This window comes from Streptomyces hokutonensis, from assembly GCF_042751305.1.
In the GTDB taxonomy this organism is placed as follows: domain Bacteria; phylum Actinomycetota; class Actinomycetes; order Streptomycetales; family Streptomycetaceae; genus Streptomyces; species Streptomyces hokutonensis_A.
Map to the genome: position 1 here is coordinate 48,375 of NZ_JBHYWD010000006.1, position 16,287 is coordinate 64,661.

General features: G+C 69.6%; 20 protein-coding genes. 12 read left to right on the plus strand and 8 right to left on the minus strand.

The annotated features are described in order from the left end of the window. Position 1: 1 nt before the first annotated feature. A complete protein-coding gene (locus ACFXC1_RS17590; RefSeq protein ID WP_381243637.1) occupies positions 2 to 553 on the minus strand; it encodes a PH domain-containing protein in 552 nt (183 codons plus the stop codon). A gap of 179 nt (positions 554 to 732) precedes the next feature. Between ACFXC1_RS17590 and ACFXC1_RS17595 the strand changes: the two genes are divergently transcribed. Next, positions 733 to 1,083: a hypothetical protein gene (locus ACFXC1_RS17595; protein ID WP_381243639.1), complete on the plus strand. Its 351-nt coding sequence runs from the start codon at positions 733 to 735 to the stop codon at positions 1,081 to 1,083. Further along, positions 1,080 to 1,439: a hypothetical protein gene (locus ACFXC1_RS17600; protein WP_381243640.1), complete on the plus strand. Its 360-nt coding sequence runs from the start codon at positions 1,080 to 1,082 to the stop codon at positions 1,437 to 1,439. Before ACFXC1_RS17595 ends, ACFXC1_RS17600 begins: the two co-directional genes overlap by 4 nt. 315 nt (positions 1,440 to 1,754) lie before the next feature. Here the strand turns inward: ACFXC1_RS17600 and ACFXC1_RS17605 are convergent, their stop codons facing one another. From ACFXC1_RS17605 to ACFXC1_RS17620, 4 genes are all read right to left on the minus strand, one after another. Continuing rightward, on the minus strand, positions 1,755 to 3,167 hold the full coding sequence (locus ACFXC1_RS17605; protein ID WP_381244306.1) for a sensor histidine kinase: 1,413 nt from the start codon (positions 3,165 to 3,167) through the stop codon (positions 1,755 to 1,757). A 62-nt stretch (positions 3,168 to 3,229) separates the two neighbouring features. Beyond that, entirely contained in the window at positions 3,230 to 3,967 is a 738-nt protein-coding gene (locus tag ACFXC1_RS17610; RefSeq protein WP_200713942.1) for a response regulator transcription factor, read from the minus strand. A gap of 311 nt (positions 3,968 to 4,278) precedes the next feature. Further along, positions 4,279 to 4,485 (minus strand): hypothetical protein, encoded by a 207-nt coding sequence (locus ACFXC1_RS17615; RefSeq protein ID WP_381243642.1) that lies wholly within the window; start codon positions 4,483 to 4,485, stop codon positions 4,279 to 4,281. Positions 4,486 to 4,532: 47 nt separating this feature from the next. Beyond that, a complete protein-coding gene (locus ACFXC1_RS17620) occupies positions 4,533 to 5,798 on the minus strand; it encodes a S1C family serine protease (protein WP_381243644.1) in 1,266 nt (421 codons plus the stop codon). Positions 5,799 to 6,165: 367 nt separating this feature from the next. On the opposite strand from ACFXC1_RS17620, the gene ACFXC1_RS17625 reads away from it, so the two are divergent. Beyond that, a complete protein-coding gene (locus ACFXC1_RS17625) occupies positions 6,166 to 7,923 on the plus strand; it encodes a trypsin-like serine protease (protein ID WP_381243646.1) in 1,758 nt (585 codons plus the stop codon). A 27-nt stretch (positions 7,924 to 7,950) separates the two neighbouring features. Here ACFXC1_RS17625 and ACFXC1_RS17630 read toward each other — a convergent pair whose 3' ends face one another. Further along, positions 7,951 to 8,976, minus strand: coding sequence for a LacI family DNA-binding transcriptional regulator (locus ACFXC1_RS17630; protein WP_381243648.1), 1,026 nt, complete (start codon positions 8,974 to 8,976; stop codon positions 7,951 to 7,953). A gap of 138 nt (positions 8,977 to 9,114) precedes the next feature. Then, positions 9,115 to 9,915 (minus strand): response regulator transcription factor, encoded by an 801-nt coding sequence (locus ACFXC1_RS17635; RefSeq protein WP_381243650.1) that lies wholly within the window; start codon positions 9,913 to 9,915, stop codon positions 9,115 to 9,117. 193 nt (positions 9,916 to 10,108) lie between these two features. Here ACFXC1_RS17635 and ACFXC1_RS17640 point away from each other — a divergent pair, with 193 nt between their 5' ends. The 9 genes from ACFXC1_RS17640 (at position 10,109) to ACFXC1_RS17680 (ending at position 15,569) form a co-directional block, all read left to right on the plus strand. Further along, positions 10,109 to 10,993 (plus strand): alpha/beta hydrolase, encoded by an 885-nt coding sequence (locus ACFXC1_RS17640; RefSeq protein WP_381243652.1) that lies wholly within the window; start codon positions 10,109 to 10,111, stop codon positions 10,991 to 10,993. Between the two features lie 37 nt (positions 10,994 to 11,030). Then, positions 11,031 to 11,285, plus strand: coding sequence for a MoaD/ThiS family protein (locus tag ACFXC1_RS17645; protein WP_019073733.1), 255 nt, complete (start codon positions 11,031 to 11,033; stop codon positions 11,283 to 11,285). An 8-nt stretch (positions 11,286 to 11,293) separates the two neighbouring features. Further along, positions 11,294 to 12,409, plus strand: coding sequence for a hypothetical protein (locus tag ACFXC1_RS17650; RefSeq protein ID WP_381243654.1), 1,116 nt, complete (start codon positions 11,294 to 11,296; stop codon positions 12,407 to 12,409). 131 nt (positions 12,410 to 12,540) lie between these two features. Beyond that, the gene (locus ACFXC1_RS17655; protein ID WP_381243656.1) at positions 12,541 to 13,281 is read left to right on the plus strand and encodes an LmeA family phospholipid-binding protein; all 741 of its coding nucleotides are present in this window, start codon (positions 12,541 to 12,543) and stop codon (positions 13,279 to 13,281) included. 198 nt (positions 13,282 to 13,479) lie between these two features. Then, a complete protein-coding gene (locus ACFXC1_RS17660; protein WP_353963781.1) occupies positions 13,480 to 13,560 on the plus strand; it encodes a putative leader peptide in 81 nt (26 codons plus the stop codon). 114 nt (positions 13,561 to 13,674) lie between these two features. Further along, entirely contained in the window at positions 13,675 to 14,514 is an 840-nt protein-coding gene (locus tag ACFXC1_RS17665; protein WP_093628219.1) for a sulfurtransferase, read from the plus strand. Between the two features lie 34 nt (positions 14,515 to 14,548). Further along, a complete protein-coding gene (locus ACFXC1_RS17670; protein WP_019064558.1) occupies positions 14,549 to 14,836 on the plus strand; it encodes a DUF1416 domain-containing protein in 288 nt (95 codons plus the stop codon). 78 nt (positions 14,837 to 14,914) lie between these two features. Continuing rightward, entirely contained in the window at positions 14,915 to 15,175 is a 261-nt protein-coding gene (locus ACFXC1_RS17675; protein WP_381243659.1) for a DUF3099 domain-containing protein, read from the plus strand. A gap of 10 nt (positions 15,176 to 15,185) precedes the next feature. Beyond that, positions 15,186 to 15,569, plus strand: a complete 384-nt coding sequence (locus ACFXC1_RS17680) for a VOC family protein (protein ID WP_381243661.1) — start codon at positions 15,186 to 15,188, stop codon at positions 15,567 to 15,569. A 9-nt stretch (positions 15,570 to 15,578) separates the two neighbouring features. On the opposite strand, the gene ACFXC1_RS17685 is transcribed toward ACFXC1_RS17680, so the two are convergent. After that, positions 15,579 to 16,256 carry an MBL fold metallo-hydrolase gene (locus ACFXC1_RS17685; protein WP_381243663.1) on the minus strand — a complete coding sequence of 226 codons (678 nt, stop codon included), beginning with the start codon at positions 16,254 to 16,256 and terminating at the stop codon, positions 15,579 to 15,581. Positions 16,257 to 16,287 lie beyond the last annotated feature (31 nt).

Genomic DNA, 16,287 nt, shown 5'->3' on the forward strand with positions numbered 1-16,287 from the left:
CCTATGCGTGGGCTGGGGCTCGTCGGGCCGCGAGCCGGCGGAGGAACGGGAGGAGGAGGGCGTAGACGGCGAGGGGAACGCAGAGGAGCAGGAGGAAGGGGTGGGGTTCGCCGCCGGTGGTCACCTCCCACATCAGATACACGAGGCCGGCGAAGAAGGCGAGCAGAGCCCAGGTGATCGCCCGTTCCTGTGCTTTGCGATGCCCCGCGCGCAGCCTGATCCGGGCCTCGACCTCGGGCCGCGGCTCCCATGCCATGCCGCGGTGCGTGGCGGCGACGGTACGCAGATCGTCGATCTCGGCCCGGAGATCCGGGAGTTGCCAGTCGTCCACGTTCGGGAGGAGCAACCTGCGGCCGTCGTTGTCGTAGAGCCAGGTCCACCACCGGACGTCCGCGCGGGTCTGCTTCGGACGTTCCTCGACGCGCAGATCGTAGATGTCGGGCCAGGCCAGCCTGCGCACGCGGAAGGCACCGCGGACGGTGACGCCGTCCCCCGCCGCCCGCCCGTGGATCCTCGCGGCCGTGTCCTGGGCCGTATTCGTGGACGGGGTCAAAGCCGGGGCGGCCGTGCACACGTTCGGGTGACGTGGGGCGGAAGGCCTGACGTTCGTCGCCGCGCCTCCCGCATCGTTGATCTTCCGGTCGAATGCACGGCCGGGAGACCAACCACTGAGAGGGAACGGACGAGCCGGTTATGGTCGTAGACACGACGCGTCGAAGGAGGGCACCGGCCATGACTGCTCACGCTGCCGAACCCGAGCCGTCCGTCCCGCCGATGCCCGAGCGGACGCCGAAGGCGCTGCGCAGGGCCATCGCGCAGCACACTCCCGAACTCCTCCCGGACTTCGACGCCCACTGGAAGTGGGCGATCGCCGACGCGTACGACGTAGGTCCCGTGCCCGCGTTCATGGCCCGCTGGTGGGGTGAGTACGCCCTCGCCCGTGATCCCAGGCTGGACGCGCACGTCCGCGACCTCGAACACCGAGCTGCGTACGAGTGCACCGACAGCGCCGAGGCGAAAGCCCTCCTCGAAGAGGCGGCGAAGATTCACTACCGGGTCCGAGACCTGGAGCCCGGCGAGTGACCGATGGGTTCATGGGACCGCCTTGGCAGGCGGATTGGCGAACCGATGCCCTTGCCACCTTCGAGGCACTGCCCGACCACGCTCGTGAGATCGTCCTTGCGGCGCGAGCCGAACTGGTCACCGCGAAGGATCCGTACTTCCGTGGCATCAACGCCGACGCCGGGTTACCCGAGGGCATGAGCGTCATGCCGGGCCGGTCCACCGAACCGAAGGGCCGCCACCTCTGCTTCTTCGACGGTGGAAACGGCTGGCTGAAATACACCTTCGTCCGCCGAACCGAAGATCCCCAGATCGTGGTCGAAGAGGTCTTCTGGCAAGAACCTGAGCCTGTTGCTCTGCCTCCGGCGGAGGACTAGCCATGGCAGAGACCACGACCATCCGGGTCTCCCAGCAGACTCTGGATCATCTCGCCCGCGTCGCCAAGGACCGATGCGTGTCCGTCAGGCAACTGGTCGAGCAACTGGCCGCCGACCGGCAGGTCGTCCGGGACCTGATCGGTCTGGACATCAGCGATGAGGAGTACGACGGGGCGCCTGACATCCGCGGCGGCATTCACAAGATCGCTGCCGAGAAGGTCCGTAGGGCGCGAAGCGCGGCGCCGCCCCCACGACCCCACCCCCGAAAATGTGTGTCACTTCCCACCAGAAGTGACACACTTTTTTTTAACTCGCCTACTGAGAGGCGGAGCCCTCCGGCGGTGGAGTCGGCGCCCCCGGCAGTCGTACGGTCGCCACCGTGCCGCCGCCCGGTGCGCGGGACAACGTCACCTCGCCGCCCGCCTGTTGGACCGTGCGGGCGACGATCGACAGGCCCAAGCCCGAACCGGGTAGGGCGCGTGCCGACGGCGAACGCCAGAAGCGGTCGAAGACGTGGGGGATCTCGTCCTCGGGGATGCCGGGGCCGTGGTCGCGGACCGTGAGGACACCGCGGGTGAGCTGGACCTCGATCGTGCCGCCCTCGGGGCTGAACTTCACCGCGTTGTCGAGGATGTTGACCACGGCGCGTTCGAGCGCGGAGGGCTCCGACTGGACGTACCAGGGCTGGACGTCCGCCGTGATCGTCAACTCCGGGCCGCGCAGGCGCGCTCGGCGCAGGGCCGCTTCGACGGTGTCCTGGAGCGAGACGATCTGGACGCGCTCGCCCCGCTGACCCTCCGAACGGGACAGTTCCTGCAAGTCGCCGATCAGGGACGCCAGTTCGGTCATCTGCGCCTTCACCGAGGCGAGCAGCGCCTTGCGGTCCGCCGGGGGGATCGGGCGGCCCGTCTCCTCGCTGCGGGTGAGGAGCTCGACGTTGGTACGGAGGGAGGTGAGGGGGGTACGGAGTTCGTGACCTGCGTCCGCGATGAGTTGCTGCTGCAGCTCGCGGGAGTTCGCGAGGGAGGTCGTCATCGAGTTGAAGGAGCGGGAGAGACGGGCGACTTCGTCGTCACTGTCCTTGTCCACCGGGATGCGGATGGCCAAGTCCTCAGTGCGGGCTACGTGTTCGACGGCCTCGGTGAGCTTGTCGACAGGGCGCAGGCCCGCACGCGCCACCGCGAGTCCGGCCGCGCCGGCACCGACCACTCCGATGCCGGAAACGAGGAGGAGGATCAGGGCCAGTTCGTTCAGCGTGTCCTGGGTGCTCTTGAGAGGGACGGCGACGAGGAGTCCGACATTGGGCCCGGGAGCTCCGGAGGCGGTGTTGGTGGTGGGGGCCACGAAGCGCGTCATCACGCGTACCGGGTTGCCGTCCGTGTCCGTGCCGTTGCGGAAGTAGGCCTGGCTCGCGTCGCCCTTCTTGATTTCGTTCTTGTCGGCCTGGGTGACCTTGACGACCCCCGTGGAGTTGTCCTGGACGCAGACCTTGCCCTTCTCCGTGACCACTTGGGCGTAGGCGTTCCGGACGAAGTTGTTGTTGTCGTCCTGCGGGGACGTGGTGCAGTTGAGCAGGGCGATCTGGACCTGTTGGTTCTGACCGGGTCCCCTCATCCCGGACCTCGTAAGGTCAGTGTTCAACTGGTCGTACAGCTTCCCCTGCACGATGAACCAACAAGTAACCGAAACCGCCGCCACCCCGAACGCCACCGCCGCCGCGACCAGCATCGCCAGTCGGGACCGGATCGGCAGGGTGCGGAAGCGGTGCAGGAACCGGTCGAGGACCTTCTTCACTCCGCGCCACCCTGCCGAAGGACATACCCCACTCCACGAACCGTGTGCACGAGCCGCGGCTCGCCCCCCGCCTCGGTCTTGCGGCGCAGGTACATCACGTACACGTCGAGGGAGTTGGAGGACGGCTCGAAGTCGAAGCCCCAGACCGCCTTCAGGATCTGTTCGCGGGTGAGGACCTGGCGGGGGTGGGCGAGGAACATCTCCAGCAGCGTGAACTCCGTGCGGGTCAGCTCGACCTGGCGCCCGTTCCGCGTCACCTCGCGCGTCGCGAGGTCCATGCGGAGGTCGGCGAAGGTGAGGGAGTCGTCCTCGGGTGCCTGCCCGGCAGCCGCGGCCGCCGCGTACGAGCTGCGGCGCAGCAACGCCCGTACCCGCGCGAAGAGTTCGTCGAGTTCGAAGGGCTTGACGAGGTAGTCGTCGGCGCCCGCGTCGAGCCCGGTCACGCGGTCGCCGACCGTGTCGCGGGCCGTGAGCATGAGGATCGGGGTCGTCGTGCCCGCCCCGCGCATGCGGCGCGCGGCGGTGAGGCCGTCCATGCGCGGCATCTGGATGTCGAGGACGACCAGGTCGGGCTGGTAGGCGGTCGCCTTCTCCAGCGCGTCCGCGCCGTCGACGGCGACCTCGGTGTCGTACCCCTCGAAGGCCAGACTGCGCTGGAGTGCTTCACGCACCGCCGGCTCGTCGTCGACGATCAGGATGCGCTGGGTGTCACGGTCGCCTTCGGCGGGGCTCATGGGCTGGATTCCTCGGGTGCGGTGGGACGGGGAGACAACGATCGGCTGGTCGCAATCAGCCTCGCATGTTTCCCGGCTGGCGCGTAAAGGAGGAGGGGAGGGGATAAAGGGTGAGATCGGCCGCGCGGCGCCCGGAGTCACCTCGCGGTGCCCGAGCCGGTCCGCCGGGCGGAGCGGCCTCGCGGTGTCGGAGTCGGAGCGCCTCGCGGTGTCCGGAGCCGGCCCGCCGCCCAAGGCGGCCTCGCTGTCTCCGAGCCACTCGTCTTCCGTGACGACCGCGTCGTTTCCCGCATCGACCCCGTCCTTCGGGCTCAGGCCCGCATCGTCGCGAGCCGGCTCAGCGGCACCTTCCGGTGGTGCGGGTGGGCCGCGCCGGTGCGGAGCCCCATCAGCTCCGGGGCGGGCGCCAGTTCCGGTGCCCGTGCCGCCGGCGCGTGCAGTTCGTACGCCACCCCGAGGGCCAGGCCGAGACCGGCCGCTCCGGCGTCCGTCACCGTGTGCGAAACCTGCTTGATCATGACGTACTCCCTAGTGATCACTGAACACTGATCGTTGGACTACGGACTCAGCTGTCGGAACCGCCCGCCCGCAGCGAAGCCAGGTCCGCCTTGACGGTGTTGATCGGGATGGCGAAGCCGATGCCGATGCTGCCGGCGTCGGACGACGAGGACGAGGACGAACTCGACGAGTACATCGCGGAGTTGATGCCGATGATGTTGCCGTTCGCGTCGATCAGGGCACCGCCGGAGTTGCCGGGGTTGAGGGACGCGTCGGTCTGGATGGCCTTGTACGTGGTCGTGGACGAACCGGTGTCGCCGTTGAACTGCTGGCCGCCGAACTGGAAGGGCCACTGTCCGTTGCCGCTGCCGGAACCCTGGCTCTGGCTCTCGTCGGTCGAGACGGTCACGTCACGGTTGAGGGCGGAGACGATGCCGCTGGTGACCGTGCCGGTGAGGCCCTCGGGGGAGCCGATCGCGACGACCGTGTCGCCGACCTGGACGCCGGAGGAGTTGCCGAGGGTGGCGGCCGTCAGGCCGGAGGCGTTCTCCAGCTTGAGGAGCGCGAGGTCCTTCTTGCTGTCGGTGCCGACGACCTTCGCGGTGTACGACTTGCCGTTGCTCGTCTTGACCTTGACGGACGTGGCGCCGGAGACGACGTGGTTGTTGGTGACGATCTCGCCGTCGGCGGTGATGATCACGCCGGCGCCGGTGGAGGTGCCGTTGCTGAGGGTGGCCTCGACCTCGACCACGCTAGGGCTGACGGTCGCGGCGATGGTGGCGACGTCGCCCCGCTTGCTGGAGGGCACGACCGCCGTGGTGGTGCTGGTGGTGGCGACGGTGTCCTTGCCGGTCAGCTGCTGGAAGGCGTACGCGGTACCGCCGCCGACGGCCGCCGCGACGATCGCCACGGCGGCGAGCAGCGCGATCGGACCGCGGGTCCGCTTCTTGGGCTTGGGCGCTTCCGCCTGGACGGGGGTGAGGAGAGCCGTGTCGCCGCCACCACCGGAACCGCCGCCGTATCCGTCCGAGCCGAACGCGGCCTGCGGCGAGGGCGAGGGCGCGGGCGTCTGACCGCCCGGCCACACCGTCGTACCCGGCTCGACGGTGACTGGCTGCTGGGCCGAGTCAAAGGGCTGAGCAGACTGAACGGGCTGAGCAGACTGAACGGGCTGAGCAGACTGAACGGGCTGCGCCGGCTGCGGCTGGTACGCCGGCGGGGGCGGCCACTCCGGGTTCACGGGGGAAGAGGCGTGCTGCTGCTGGGGGTACGCCTGCGGCTGGTCGCCCTGGGGGGTCTCGTACTCGCCGCTGCGGCGGAAGCTCTCGGTCATGGAAAAGAGACTGTCGCGCGATCATGAGAGGTACCTGAGTCCCCGCTGAGAAGCCCGACAGAACCTCGTATGCCCGATATAAAGATGCCGGAGGCCCGGAAACTCGGGGAAACGGGAGGTTGCGGGGGAGTGAGGGCACGGCACGGGGCGGACGAATACTTGTGTGACCCCTGTGGGACACGTGTGGGAGGTGGCAGGCGGGGCCTACGATCTCCGGGCCGGAGGGGGGCTCCGCGAACAGAGCCGGTACGTGCGCCGTGACGGAAAGCATTACGAGAAGCATCACGGAAAGCATGTTGTCGGCCCTGCGTGGTCGCGTCGTACGCCCTTCTCGGGCCCACTACGACACCCACACCAGGAGTCCCGAGTGATACGTGTCCTGCGCGGCCGACTGAGACGCCCCACGACGGCGTTCCCGGCCGCCGCCCTCGCGCTGGCGCTGAGCTGCGCCGGCGTTCTCGCGGCCCAGCCCGCCACCGCGGCCGACGGCCCGCCCGGACTGCCGTCCGCCGCCGCTGCCGCCGCCCAGGCGGGGCTGACCCAGCCCACCGCCTCCGACAAGGAACTGCGCTCCCGCGTCGTCGACGCGGCCAGGACCCAGGCGACCGCCAAGAAGACCGCGACCAAAACGCCGTACATCATCGGCGGCACCGAGACCACGATCTCCAGCGCGCCGTGGATGGTCCAGCTCGCCTACTACGACGACACGACCGGCGACGGCTACTTCTGCGGCGGCACCCTGGTCGCCCCGAACAAGGTCCTCACCGCCGCGCACTGCGTCGCGGGCCTGAACTGGACGAAGAACGGCGCCGTCCTGGCCGGTGCGACCGGCCTCTACGACGACACGTCCGGCACGGTCGCGGGCGTCGCGCGCCAGTGGAACCACCCGCGCTACAACGCGACCACCACGCAGAATGACATCGCTGTCCTCACCCTGGACCGCCCCCTGGACCAGCAGACGATGCGGCTGGCCTACCTGAACGACCTCGGGTACATCACCCCGGGCGCGAAGGCCGCGGTCTACGGCTGGGGCCTGACCTCCGGCACCGGCACCGAGCTCTCCGCGAACCTGAAGAAGGCCACGCTGCCGGTCGTCGACGACGCGACCTGCGACAGCGCGATGAAGACGGTCCTCGGGGACGACGAGTTCATCGAGGGCTCGATGTTCTGCGCGGGCACCCCCGCCTCCGGCACCGACGAGGGCACCACCAGCCCCTGCAACGGTGACTCCGGCGGTCCGGTGATCGTCGACAACAAGGTCATCGGCATCGTCTCCTGGGGCGTGGCCGGCTGCACCGCCAAGGGCGCCTACCCGGTCTTCACCAAGGTCGGCTCGTACACCTGGGCCGCGCAGCCGCGCATCGACGACACCGACCTGTCCTTCGACGGCCGCGCCGACCTGGTGGCCCGTACGCCCTCGGGCGGGCTGTTCGAGCAGGACAGCAAGGGCACCTCGCTCGCGCGGCGCGCCTACGTCGGCAGCGGCTGGCAGGCGGCGAGCTGGGGTCTCCAGGCCGACCTGGACCGGGACTCGTACCAGGACCTGATCGTCCGCGACAAGACGGACGGCACCCTCTGGCGCGACTACCTGAACCACTCCACGGGCGAGTTCGACTGGATGCAGATCACCTCCGTGTGGGGCGGCTACAAGTCGTACGCGATCCCCGGCGACCTGACCGGTGACGCCCGCCCCGACCTGGTCGCGGTGGACGCCGACGGCTCGGTCTACCTCTACCCGGGCAAGGGCAACGGCCAGTTCTACGGCAAGGTCAAGGTCGTCAACAAGGCGTGGAAGAACGTCAAGATCTTCGGCCACGGCGACCTGACGGGCGACGGCCGCGCCGACCTCCTGGTCCGCAACTCCTCCGGTGTCCTCTACCTCTACGCGGGCACCCAGGTCGAGAAGGCCCCGTGGAAGGCCCGCGTCCAGGCCCGTACCGGCTGGAACTTCACCTCGTACGTCGCAGCCGGTGACGTCACGGGCGACGGCATCGCGGATGTCATCACCCGCGACTCGGGCGGCACGCTGTGGCTTTACCCGGGCACCAACAAGGCGACGACCGCGCTCTTCGGGACGCGGATCAAGCTGGGTACCGGCTACAACCAGTACAACCTGCTGTTCTGATCAGAAAACCGTGAACCGGCGGTCCGGTCAGGCTTCGCAGCCGCAGGACCGCCGGGTCACCAGGCGGGAGGGGAACACCTTCAGCCGCTCGCGACGGGAGCCCGCCACGCGCAGCCCGTCGTCGAGCACGAGGTCCACGGCCGCCCTGGCCATCGCCGGACGGTCCGAAGCGATCGTTGTCATCGGCGGATCCGCCAGGGCGGCTTCCTTGATGTCGTCGAAGCCGATCACGCCGAGTTCGCCCGGCACGTCGATGCGCAGCTCGCGCGCGGCCCGCAGCAGGCCGATCGCCTGGTCGTCGGTGGAGCAGAAGATCGCGGGCGGCCGCCGGGGTCCGGAGAGGATCCCCAGGGCGACCTGGTAGGCGTCGTAGCGGTTGTACGGCGCCTCGAAGAGCCGGTCCTCGGTCGGCAGGCCGGCCTCGGTCATCGCGCGCCGCCAGCCCTCGACGTGGTCGGAGACCGGGTCGCCGACGGCAGGTGTCTCGGCCGTACCGCCCATACAGGCGACGTAGTCGTAGCCGTGCTCCAGGAGGTGGCGGACGGCGAGCTGGGCGCCGCCGAGGTCGTCCGTGACGACGGCGACGTCGTCTATGGCCTCGGGGCGTTCGTGGAGAAGGACCACGCGGGCGTCCCAGGCCTCGATCTCGGCGGCGGCGAGGTCGTTCAGCGCGTGGCTGACGAGGATCAGGCCGGAGACGCGCATGCCGAGGAACGCGCGCAGGTAGTGGACCTCGCGCTCGGCGACGTAGTCGGAGTTGCCGACCAGCACCATCTTTCCGCGCTCGGACGCGGCCTGTTCGACCGCGTGCGCCATCTCCCCGAAGAAGGGCTGGCGCGCGTCCGGCACGATCAGGCCTATGAGGTCCGTGCGCCGGGACGCCATGGCCTGGGCCACCCGGTCCGGTCGGTACCCCAGTTCCTTGATCGCGGCGAGGACACGCTCGCGCGTGGCCGGGGCAACCGGCCGGGGTCCGTTGTTGATGACATAGCTGACGACGGCAGTCGACGTCCCTGCCAGTCGCGCTACATCATCCCGAGTCACCTTGGCCACGCGCGGAGTCTACGCGGATTGACCCGCTCTGGGCAGGGCGTTTCGAAGCTTCTCGTCGCTTCCGCACAGCATCTCCGTGCGGAAGCGACGAGAACCGACGAGTAGCCGTGCGGAAGCGATGCCCTGCCCGGACGCGGGTTAAGCCTGTGCCGGGATCTCGGTCGCGTCCAGGGCGGTCGAGTCGGCCGTCTCGTCCGCATCCTCCGGCTTTGCACCTGCGAGAGCGGCGCTCGCCTTGAGCTTCGCCTCCTCGCCGCCCCGGTCGCCCTTCTCCGGGGTCACGAATCGATAACCGACGTTCCGGACGGTCCCGATCAGCGACTCGTGCTCGGGGCCGAGCTTGGCGCGCAGCCGTCGTACGTGGACGTCGACCGTCCGCGTACCGCCGAAGTAGTCGTAGCCCCAGACCTCCTGCAGCAACTGGGCGCGCGTGAAGACGCGGCCCGGGTGCTGGGCGAGGTACTTGAGGAGCTCGAACTCCTTGAAGGTCAGGTCGAGGACCCGGCCCTTGAGCTTGGCGGAGTACGTCGCCTCGTCCACGGAGAGGTCGCCGTTGCGGATCTCCATGGGGGAGTCGTCGTTGACGATCTGCTGGCGGCCCATGGCCAGGCGCAGCCGAGCCTCGACCTCGGCCGGGCCGGCCGTGTCGAGCAGTACGTCGTCGATGCCCCAGTCGGCGGTGACGGCGGCGAGGCCGCCCTCGGTGACGACGAGGATGAGCGGGCATCCCGGTCCGGTGGAGCGGAGGAGCTGACACAGGCTGCGTACCTGGGGCAGATCACGGCGGCCGTCGATGAGGATGACGTCGGCACCGGGGGTGTCGACGAGAGCGGGGCCTTCCGCCGGTGCCACGCGCACGTTGTGCAGCAGCAGGCCGAGGGCCGGAAGCACCTCCGTAGACGGCTGGAGGGCATTGGTCAGGAGCAGCAGAGAACTCATAAGTCTGGTTCCTCCTCGGTCCCTGCGAGGACGTGTGTCGTGCGGCACAGCGTTTGCGGTCCCGGGGGCCCTGTATGACCTGCGGCCACCTGTGGTTTCCCGTGGTGTACCGCTTCGTATACAACGCTCCTGGAAGCACAAAAGGACCCGGGGGCTTCTCTGCCCGAGTCCTCTGTCGAGCAGAATAGCCCACATGAGCGCTGGTACGGCAGGTCATGTGGCACGATCCACCGTTCGTCCGAACTCTGAGACGATCAGACGCACACCTTTGCGGACGTTTCTGCACACCGACGACGGGGTGACGATCGATTCCGTATACGACCCGGCAGTGGTCGTATACGACGCCTCCCCGCCACCTTCCGGTGACCTGGTGTTCGTCGTCGCGCACGGTTTCACGGGCGACGTGGACAAGCCGCACGTGCGCCGGGTGGTCGAGGCGTTCGCCCAGTACGGGGCCGTGGTCACGTTCTCGTTCCGGGGTCACGGAAGGTCCGGCGGACGCTCAACCGTCGGCGACCGCGAGGTCCTCGATCTGGCCGCGGCGGTCGCCTGGGCGCGCGAGCAGGGGCACGCGCGCGTGGTCACCGTCGGCTTCTCGATGGGCGGTTCGGTGGTGCTGCGGCACGCGGCGCTCTACGGCCCGGAGGGTGAAGCGGACGGTCAGGGGCGCAGGGGGCGCACGGAAGCGCGCACGGACGCGGTGGTTTCGGTGAGTGCGCCGGCCCGCTGGTACTACCGGGGCACCGCCCCCATGCGGAAGCTCCACTGGCTGGTGACCCGCCCCGAGGGCCGCCTGGTCGGCCGCCTCGGCCTCAAGACCCGTATCGAGCGCGGCGGTTGGAACCCGGTCCCGCTCTCCCCGGTGGAGGCGGTCCCGCGCATCGCGCCGACCCCGCTCCTCGTCGTGCACGGCGAGATCGACGGCTACTTCCCACTCGACCACCCCCGCATGCTGGCCGACGCCGCGGGTGACCACGCCGAACTCTGGCTGGAGCCCGGCATGGGCCACGCCGAGCACGCGGCCAGTGACGACCTGCTGGCCCGCATCGGGCGCTGGGCCGGTTCACAGGAGAGCTAGCCTGGCGGTTGCAGCCCCCGATCGATTGAGGAAGCGGATGCCAAAGGTCACGGTGCGCTACTGGGCCGCCGCGAAGGCCGCGGCCGGGATCGCCGAGGAGCCGTTCGACGCGGCCACCCTCGCCGAGGCCCTCGCCGAGGTGCGCGAGCGACACCCCGGGGAACTCGCCCGCGTACTGCTGCGATGCTCCTTCCTCGTCGACGGTGACCCCGTGGGCACCCGCGGGCATGAGACGGTACGGCTGGCCGAGGGCGGCACGGTCGAGGTGCTCCCGCCGTTCGCAGGAGGATGAGCGAAGCGATGAGCAACCAGCCGTACGAGGGCTATGGCGAGGGCTACGACCCCTACGCCCAGCAGCAGCAACAGCCGCAGCAGGCCCAGCAGCAGGCGCAGGCCTGGCCCGGGCAGCAGCAGGCCTACGACGACCCGCACGCCGCGCAGCAGTACACCCAGCAGTGGCAGGGCCAGACCTGGGACACCCAGGTCCAGCAGTCCAGACCCTCCGCGTCCGACCTGGCGTACTTCCCACCGCAGAACTACCAGGCGCCGACGCCGAGTTACGACCCCTACGCGCAGGCCCCCGTGACCGCGCCCCCGGCTCCCGCCGCCCCGGAGGAGGCGGTCGCCTACGGCCCGCCCTCCCTCGCCGGGAACGCCCGGATCACCGACGCCCAGCGGGCCCGGCTGGAAGGCCGCTCGCCGATCATCGAACCCGGGATGCAGCCCGCCGGCCTCACCGCCCTCCTGGCGATCCTCCTCTCCGTCACCGCGCAGATCGGCTTGTACGCCCTCGTCGTACCGCTCGTCGTGCTCCAGGCGGTCACGGCGGCGGGCTGGTTCCGGCTGAACGGGATGTGGCCCGCCCGGCAGGGCATCGCGCTGGCCTTCGCGGGCGCGCTCGTCGCGGACGTGGCACTGCTGGCGGCCGGCCGGGACAACGGACCGGCCGCGATCCTCGGCACCCTCGGCGTCTGGGTCCTGCTCTCCCTCGTCATGCAGTTGCGCTCGCACGCCGACCCGGACACCCGGATCACCAGCCTGATGGCGACGGTCGCCTCGGCGGCCCTGGCCATCGTCGCGACCGGCCACCTCGCGGCCGACCCGGACGCGGTCACCGTCGGCGCGGCTGCCGTGGCGGTCGCGATCCTGGCCCGCGCGCTGCCGCTGCCGACCGTCGCCTCAGTGGTCGTCTCCCTGCTCGCCGCCGCCGGCGCGGGTATCGCGGTCGGCGGGATGACCGGCCTCGGCGCGAAGGGCGCCCTGCTCGGCGCGGTCGCGGCGGGCTGCGCCCTCATCGGCCACCGCGTCGCGAGCTACGACTACCCGTCCCGCTTCGTCCACTTCACGGCCGGTGTGGCCCTCCCGCTCGCCGCGGCGGCCCCGGCGGTCTACGTACTGGGGCGCGCGCTGGCGTAATCACGCCCCCCTGTCACAGGTGATCGACAATTTCCCACTGCACGCATCTCGCGGGACTACGCTCGCGATTCGCGGCCACCCGGTCGTTGTACCGCTCTCTTCGACGACCGCCAGGTGGGGGAACACCGTAAATGCGTGGGCTACGAATACTTCTGACCGTCGTGGTGATTCTGGGCGTCCTGTTCGTGGTCGTGGACCGGGTCGCGGTCTACTTCGCGCAGGACGAGGCGGCGGGCAAGGTGCAGACGAGCGAGAACCTCGCCTCCGCCCCCGACGTCTCCATCAAGGGCTTCCCCTTCCTCACCCAGGTCGCCTCCGGTGAGCTGGACGACGTGGCGCTCACCATCAAGACCTACGAGGCGACCACCGCGAACACGACCGGCAGCGGCACCTCCACGATCCGGATCGACAACCTCAAGGCCGACATGAAGGACGTCAAGTTCTCCAACGGCTACAGCTCCGCCACCGCGGCCAGCGCGACCGGCTCCGCGAGCATCGCCTACGACCAGCTGCTCAAGGCCGCCAAGTCCCAGCCGACGGACATCTTCACCGGGGTCAAGGCCCAGGTCGTCAACCTCTCCGACGGCGGCGACGGCAAGATCAAGGTCGACGTCAAGATCTCGGCCGCCGGCCAGGAGACGACGTACCCCGTGCTCAGCACGGTCACCGTCGACGGCGACACCGTGAAGGTGCACGCCGACAACCTGCCCAAGCTGGTCATCGATCTCGCCGACTCCCGGATCCGCTCCATCACCGACTTCCAGCAGACGATCGACCAGCTGCCGGGCGGGGTGAAGCTGGCCAGTGTGCAGGCCGCGAAGAACAGTGTGGAGATCAAGGTGAAGGGTTCGAACGTCCGCCTGGCCGGGTAGGACGAGGTCCGGTGGACGACGGCTGTCCGAAGGGCGAGACGGCAGTGTCCGTACGGCAGTTGTGCGGACGGCAAAGGGCGGACGGATTCCCGACGGCGGGGCCGTTGTTGGTCAGCTGATCTCACATCACGGACGATCGCGTCTCAAAATACGACACACCGGTGACATGTCCCGCCGTCCGTCCCTACGATCGACCCTATGAGGCAACAGGCGGATCTCACGAAGCGGCGGGCAGTGGACCTGTGCCGCGTCGCCGCCATGCTCTGTCGCACTTTCTGAGCGGAAGCGCAGGCTTCCGACTTCCCCCGTGCCCTTGATCTCTGGGCACCCGCGCGAGCGCGCACCCCTCTCTCACGCACCGCACCGCCGTAACTGCCCCGGAGGAGAAACAGCATGAGCCGCAGTGACGTCCTGGTCGACGCCGACTGGGTCGAGGCCAACCTCGACAACGCGGACATCGCCATCGTCGAGGTCGACGAGGACACGTCCGCGTACGAGAAGAACCACATCCGCAACGCCATCCGGATCGACTGGACCAAGGACCTCCAGGACCCGGTACGCCGTGACTTCATCGACCAGGAGGGCTTCGAGAAGCTCCTCTCGGCCAAGGGCATCGGCAACGACACGCTGGTGATCCTCTACGGCGGCAACAACAACTGGTTCGCCTCGTACGCCTACTGGTACTTCAAGCTGTACGGCCACGACAGCGTCAAGCTGCTCGACGGCGGCCGCAAGAAGTGGGAGCTGGACGCCCGCGAACTGGTCGAGGAGGTCCCCACCCGGGCCACCACCGACTACAAGGCCAAGCCGCAGAACAAGTCGATCCGCGCCTTCCGCGACGACGTCGTGGCGGCCATCGGCTCGCAGAACCTGGTCGACGTCCGTTCGCCCGACGAGTTCAGCGGCAAGCTCCTGGCCCCCGCCCACCTCCCGCAGGAGCAGTCGCAGCGTCCGGGCCACGTCCCGTCCGCCCGCAACATCCCGTGGTCGAAGAACGCCAACGACGACGGCACCTTCAAGTCGGACGACGAGCTCAAGGAGCTCTACGCCGAGGAGCAGGTCGACCTCGCCAAGGACACCATCGCGTACTGCCGTATCGGCGAGCGCTCGGCCCTGACCTGGTTCGTGCTGCACGAGCTGCTCGGTGTCGAGAACGTCAAGAACTACGACGGCTCGTGGACCGAGTACGGCTCCCTGGTCGGCGTCCCGATCGAGCTCGGCGCCAACAAGTAAGCCCCGACCAGCCCCAACCCCGTAAGGACAGACCATGTGTGGAGCGAAGGCCGGCGGCCCCGACGCCTCGACGATCAAGCCCGGTGAGACCACCATCCAGGGCCAGGTGACCCGCAACGGCGAGCCGGTGACGGGCTACGTCCGTCTCCTGGACTCGACCGGCGAGTTCACCGCGGAGGTCCCCACCTCCGCCACGGGCCAGTTCCGCTTCTACGCGGCCGAAGGCACCTGGACCGTCCGCGCCCTCGTTCCGGGCGCCACTGCCGACCGCACGGTCGTCGCCCAGACGGGCGGGCTGGCGGAGGTGGCGATCGCGGTCTGATCGCCGACCCACTGCCGAAGGGCCGCACCTTTTTTCCTGGGTGCGGCCCTTCGGCGTGCCCAGGCCTACCCTTGAGACATGCTGGCACGTCGCCGTCGCGTGTACTTCGTCATGATGGGCATCTGCATCGGACTCTTCGTCCTGGCCTGGGGAGTCGTGCGGATCTGGTCGGTGCCCGCGGCCGTCGGAATGTGCGTGGTCGCGATGGTGATCCCGCCCGTCGCCGCCATGGTCGCCAACCGCCGGGGCCCCGACGACCGCTGGTGGGACGACCCGTCCGGCGACCCCAAGTCCGACGAGTGGTGGGACGAGCTGGACGGCAAGAAGCGGCGCCAGTAGGAAGGCGGGCATGTCGCCTACGAGACTGTCCACCGTGGTGCTCGACGCGTACGACGCGCACGAGCTGGCCGGCTTCTATCTCCGCCTCCTCGGCTACGAGATCCGCGCCGAGGAACCCGACTGGGTCCTCATCGGCCCGTCCGACGGCGGCACCGGCCTCTCCTTCCAGACCGAGCCGGAGTACGTCCCGCCCGTGTGGCCCACCCGCAGGCCTGGTGACCAGCAGATGATGCTGCACCTGGACATCGAGGTCGACGACCTGGAGGCCGAGGTCGAGCGGGCCGTGGGCCTGGGGGCCGCGCTCCACGACCACCAGCCGCAGGACGACGTACGGGTGCTGCTGGACCCGTCCGGCCACCCCTTCTGCCTCTGGCGGGAGGAGCAGGGGGTGTGACCGAGGGGGTTACGCGGCCGGAGCGACCTTGTCGAGGCGTCGTCGGGTCTCCTCCGCGTCGAGGGGTCCGCCATGGCCGGGGAGCAGGCGCTGCGGACGGCGGTCGAGCTCGGTCATGAGGGCCCTGCGCACTCCGGCGGCGTCCTCGGTGAAGAAATGGCGCTTCGGGCTCCGGGGGCGCAGTACGCCACCGCGGACCAGGTCGCCGACGAGCGTGTCGTCGCCGACGCGGACGACGAGCGAGCCGGGGGTGTGGCCGCCGAACCGCTCGGCGTGCGCGTCGACGCCGTAGGGAGTCAGGTCGAACCTGTCCTCCACCAGGATGTCGGCTTCGACCGGCCGGGCCTTCGCGCGCAGGACCATGGGCTTCAGCAGCGCACCGGCGGGATGACTGATCGGGAGTGCGTCGATGCGTCCGGTACGCAGGAGCTGTTCGTCGCCCAGGCCGACCGCGATCGGTACGCCGGCCTCCGCGAACGACGCCGCCGTGCCGCTGTGGTCGTTGTGGCCGTGGGTCAGGAGGACCAGGGCGATGTCGCGAGGCCGCAGGCCCTGTGCGGACAGCGCGTCGCGCAGTCGGTCGCCGTCCTCCGGTCCGCCCGCGTCGACGAGGACGGCCTGCTCGCCGCGCAGGAGGTAGGCGTTGCTGTTGCCCATGGAGAGCGGGGTGACGGTCGTGGCGCTCATGCGGCGCACCGCCCGTCGGCGGTGAGTATTC

Excerpts from the sequence above, each read along its gene's own strand:
- ACFXC1_RS17660 (WP_353963781.1), top strand. The coding sequence starts at position 13,480 with ATGAGGCAACAGGCGGATCTCACGAAGCGGCGGGCAGTGGACCTGTGC.
- ACFXC1_RS17610 (WP_200713942.1), bottom strand. The coding sequence starts at position 3,967 with ATGAGCCCCGCCGAAGGCGACCGTGACACCCAGCGCATCCTGATCGTC.
- ACFXC1_RS17640 (WP_381243652.1), top strand. The coding sequence starts at position 10,109 with ATGAGCGCTGGTACGGCAGGTCATGTGGCACGATCCACCGTTCGTCCG.
- ACFXC1_RS17635 (WP_381243650.1), bottom strand. The coding sequence starts at position 9,915 with ATGAGTTCTCTGCTGCTCCTGACCAATGCCCTCCAGCCGTCTACGGAG.
- ACFXC1_RS17655 (WP_381243656.1), top strand. The coding sequence starts at position 12,541 with ATGCGTGGGCTACGAATACTTCTGACCGTCGTGGTGATTCTGGGCGTC.
- ACFXC1_RS17595 (WP_381243639.1), top strand. The coding sequence starts at position 733 with ATGACTGCTCACGCTGCCGAACCCGAGCCGTCCGTCCCGCCGATGCCC.
- ACFXC1_RS17605 (WP_381244306.1), bottom strand. The coding sequence starts at position 3,167 with ATGCTGGTCGCGGCGGCGGTGGCGTTCGGGGTGGCGGCGGTTTCGGTT.
- ACFXC1_RS17650 (WP_381243654.1), top strand. The coding sequence starts at position 11,294 with ATGAGCAACCAGCCGTACGAGGGCTATGGCGAGGGCTACGACCCCTAC.
- ACFXC1_RS17685 (WP_381243663.1), bottom strand. The coding sequence starts at position 16,256 with ATGAGCGCCACGACCGTCACCCCGCTCTCCATGGGCAACAGCAACGCC.
- ACFXC1_RS17645 (WP_019073733.1), top strand. The coding sequence starts at position 11,031 with ATGCCAAAGGTCACGGTGCGCTACTGGGCCGCCGCGAAGGCCGCGGCC.
- ACFXC1_RS17675 (WP_381243659.1), top strand. The coding sequence starts at position 14,915 with ATGCTGGCACGTCGCCGTCGCGTGTACTTCGTCATGATGGGCATCTGC.
- ACFXC1_RS17665 (WP_093628219.1), top strand. The coding sequence starts at position 13,675 with ATGAGCCGCAGTGACGTCCTGGTCGACGCCGACTGGGTCGAGGCCAAC.
- ACFXC1_RS17620 (WP_381243644.1), bottom strand. The coding sequence starts at position 5,798 with ATGACCGAGAGCTTCCGCCGCAGCGGCGAGTACGAGACCCCCCAGGGC.
- ACFXC1_RS17670 (WP_019064558.1), top strand. The coding sequence starts at position 14,549 with ATGTGTGGAGCGAAGGCCGGCGGCCCCGACGCCTCGACGATCAAGCCC.
- ACFXC1_RS17680 (WP_381243661.1), top strand. The coding sequence starts at position 15,186 with ATGTCGCCTACGAGACTGTCCACCGTGGTGCTCGACGCGTACGACGCG.
- ACFXC1_RS17615 (WP_381243642.1), bottom strand. The coding sequence starts at position 4,485 with ATGATCAAGCAGGTTTCGCACACGGTGACGGACGCCGGAGCGGCCGGT.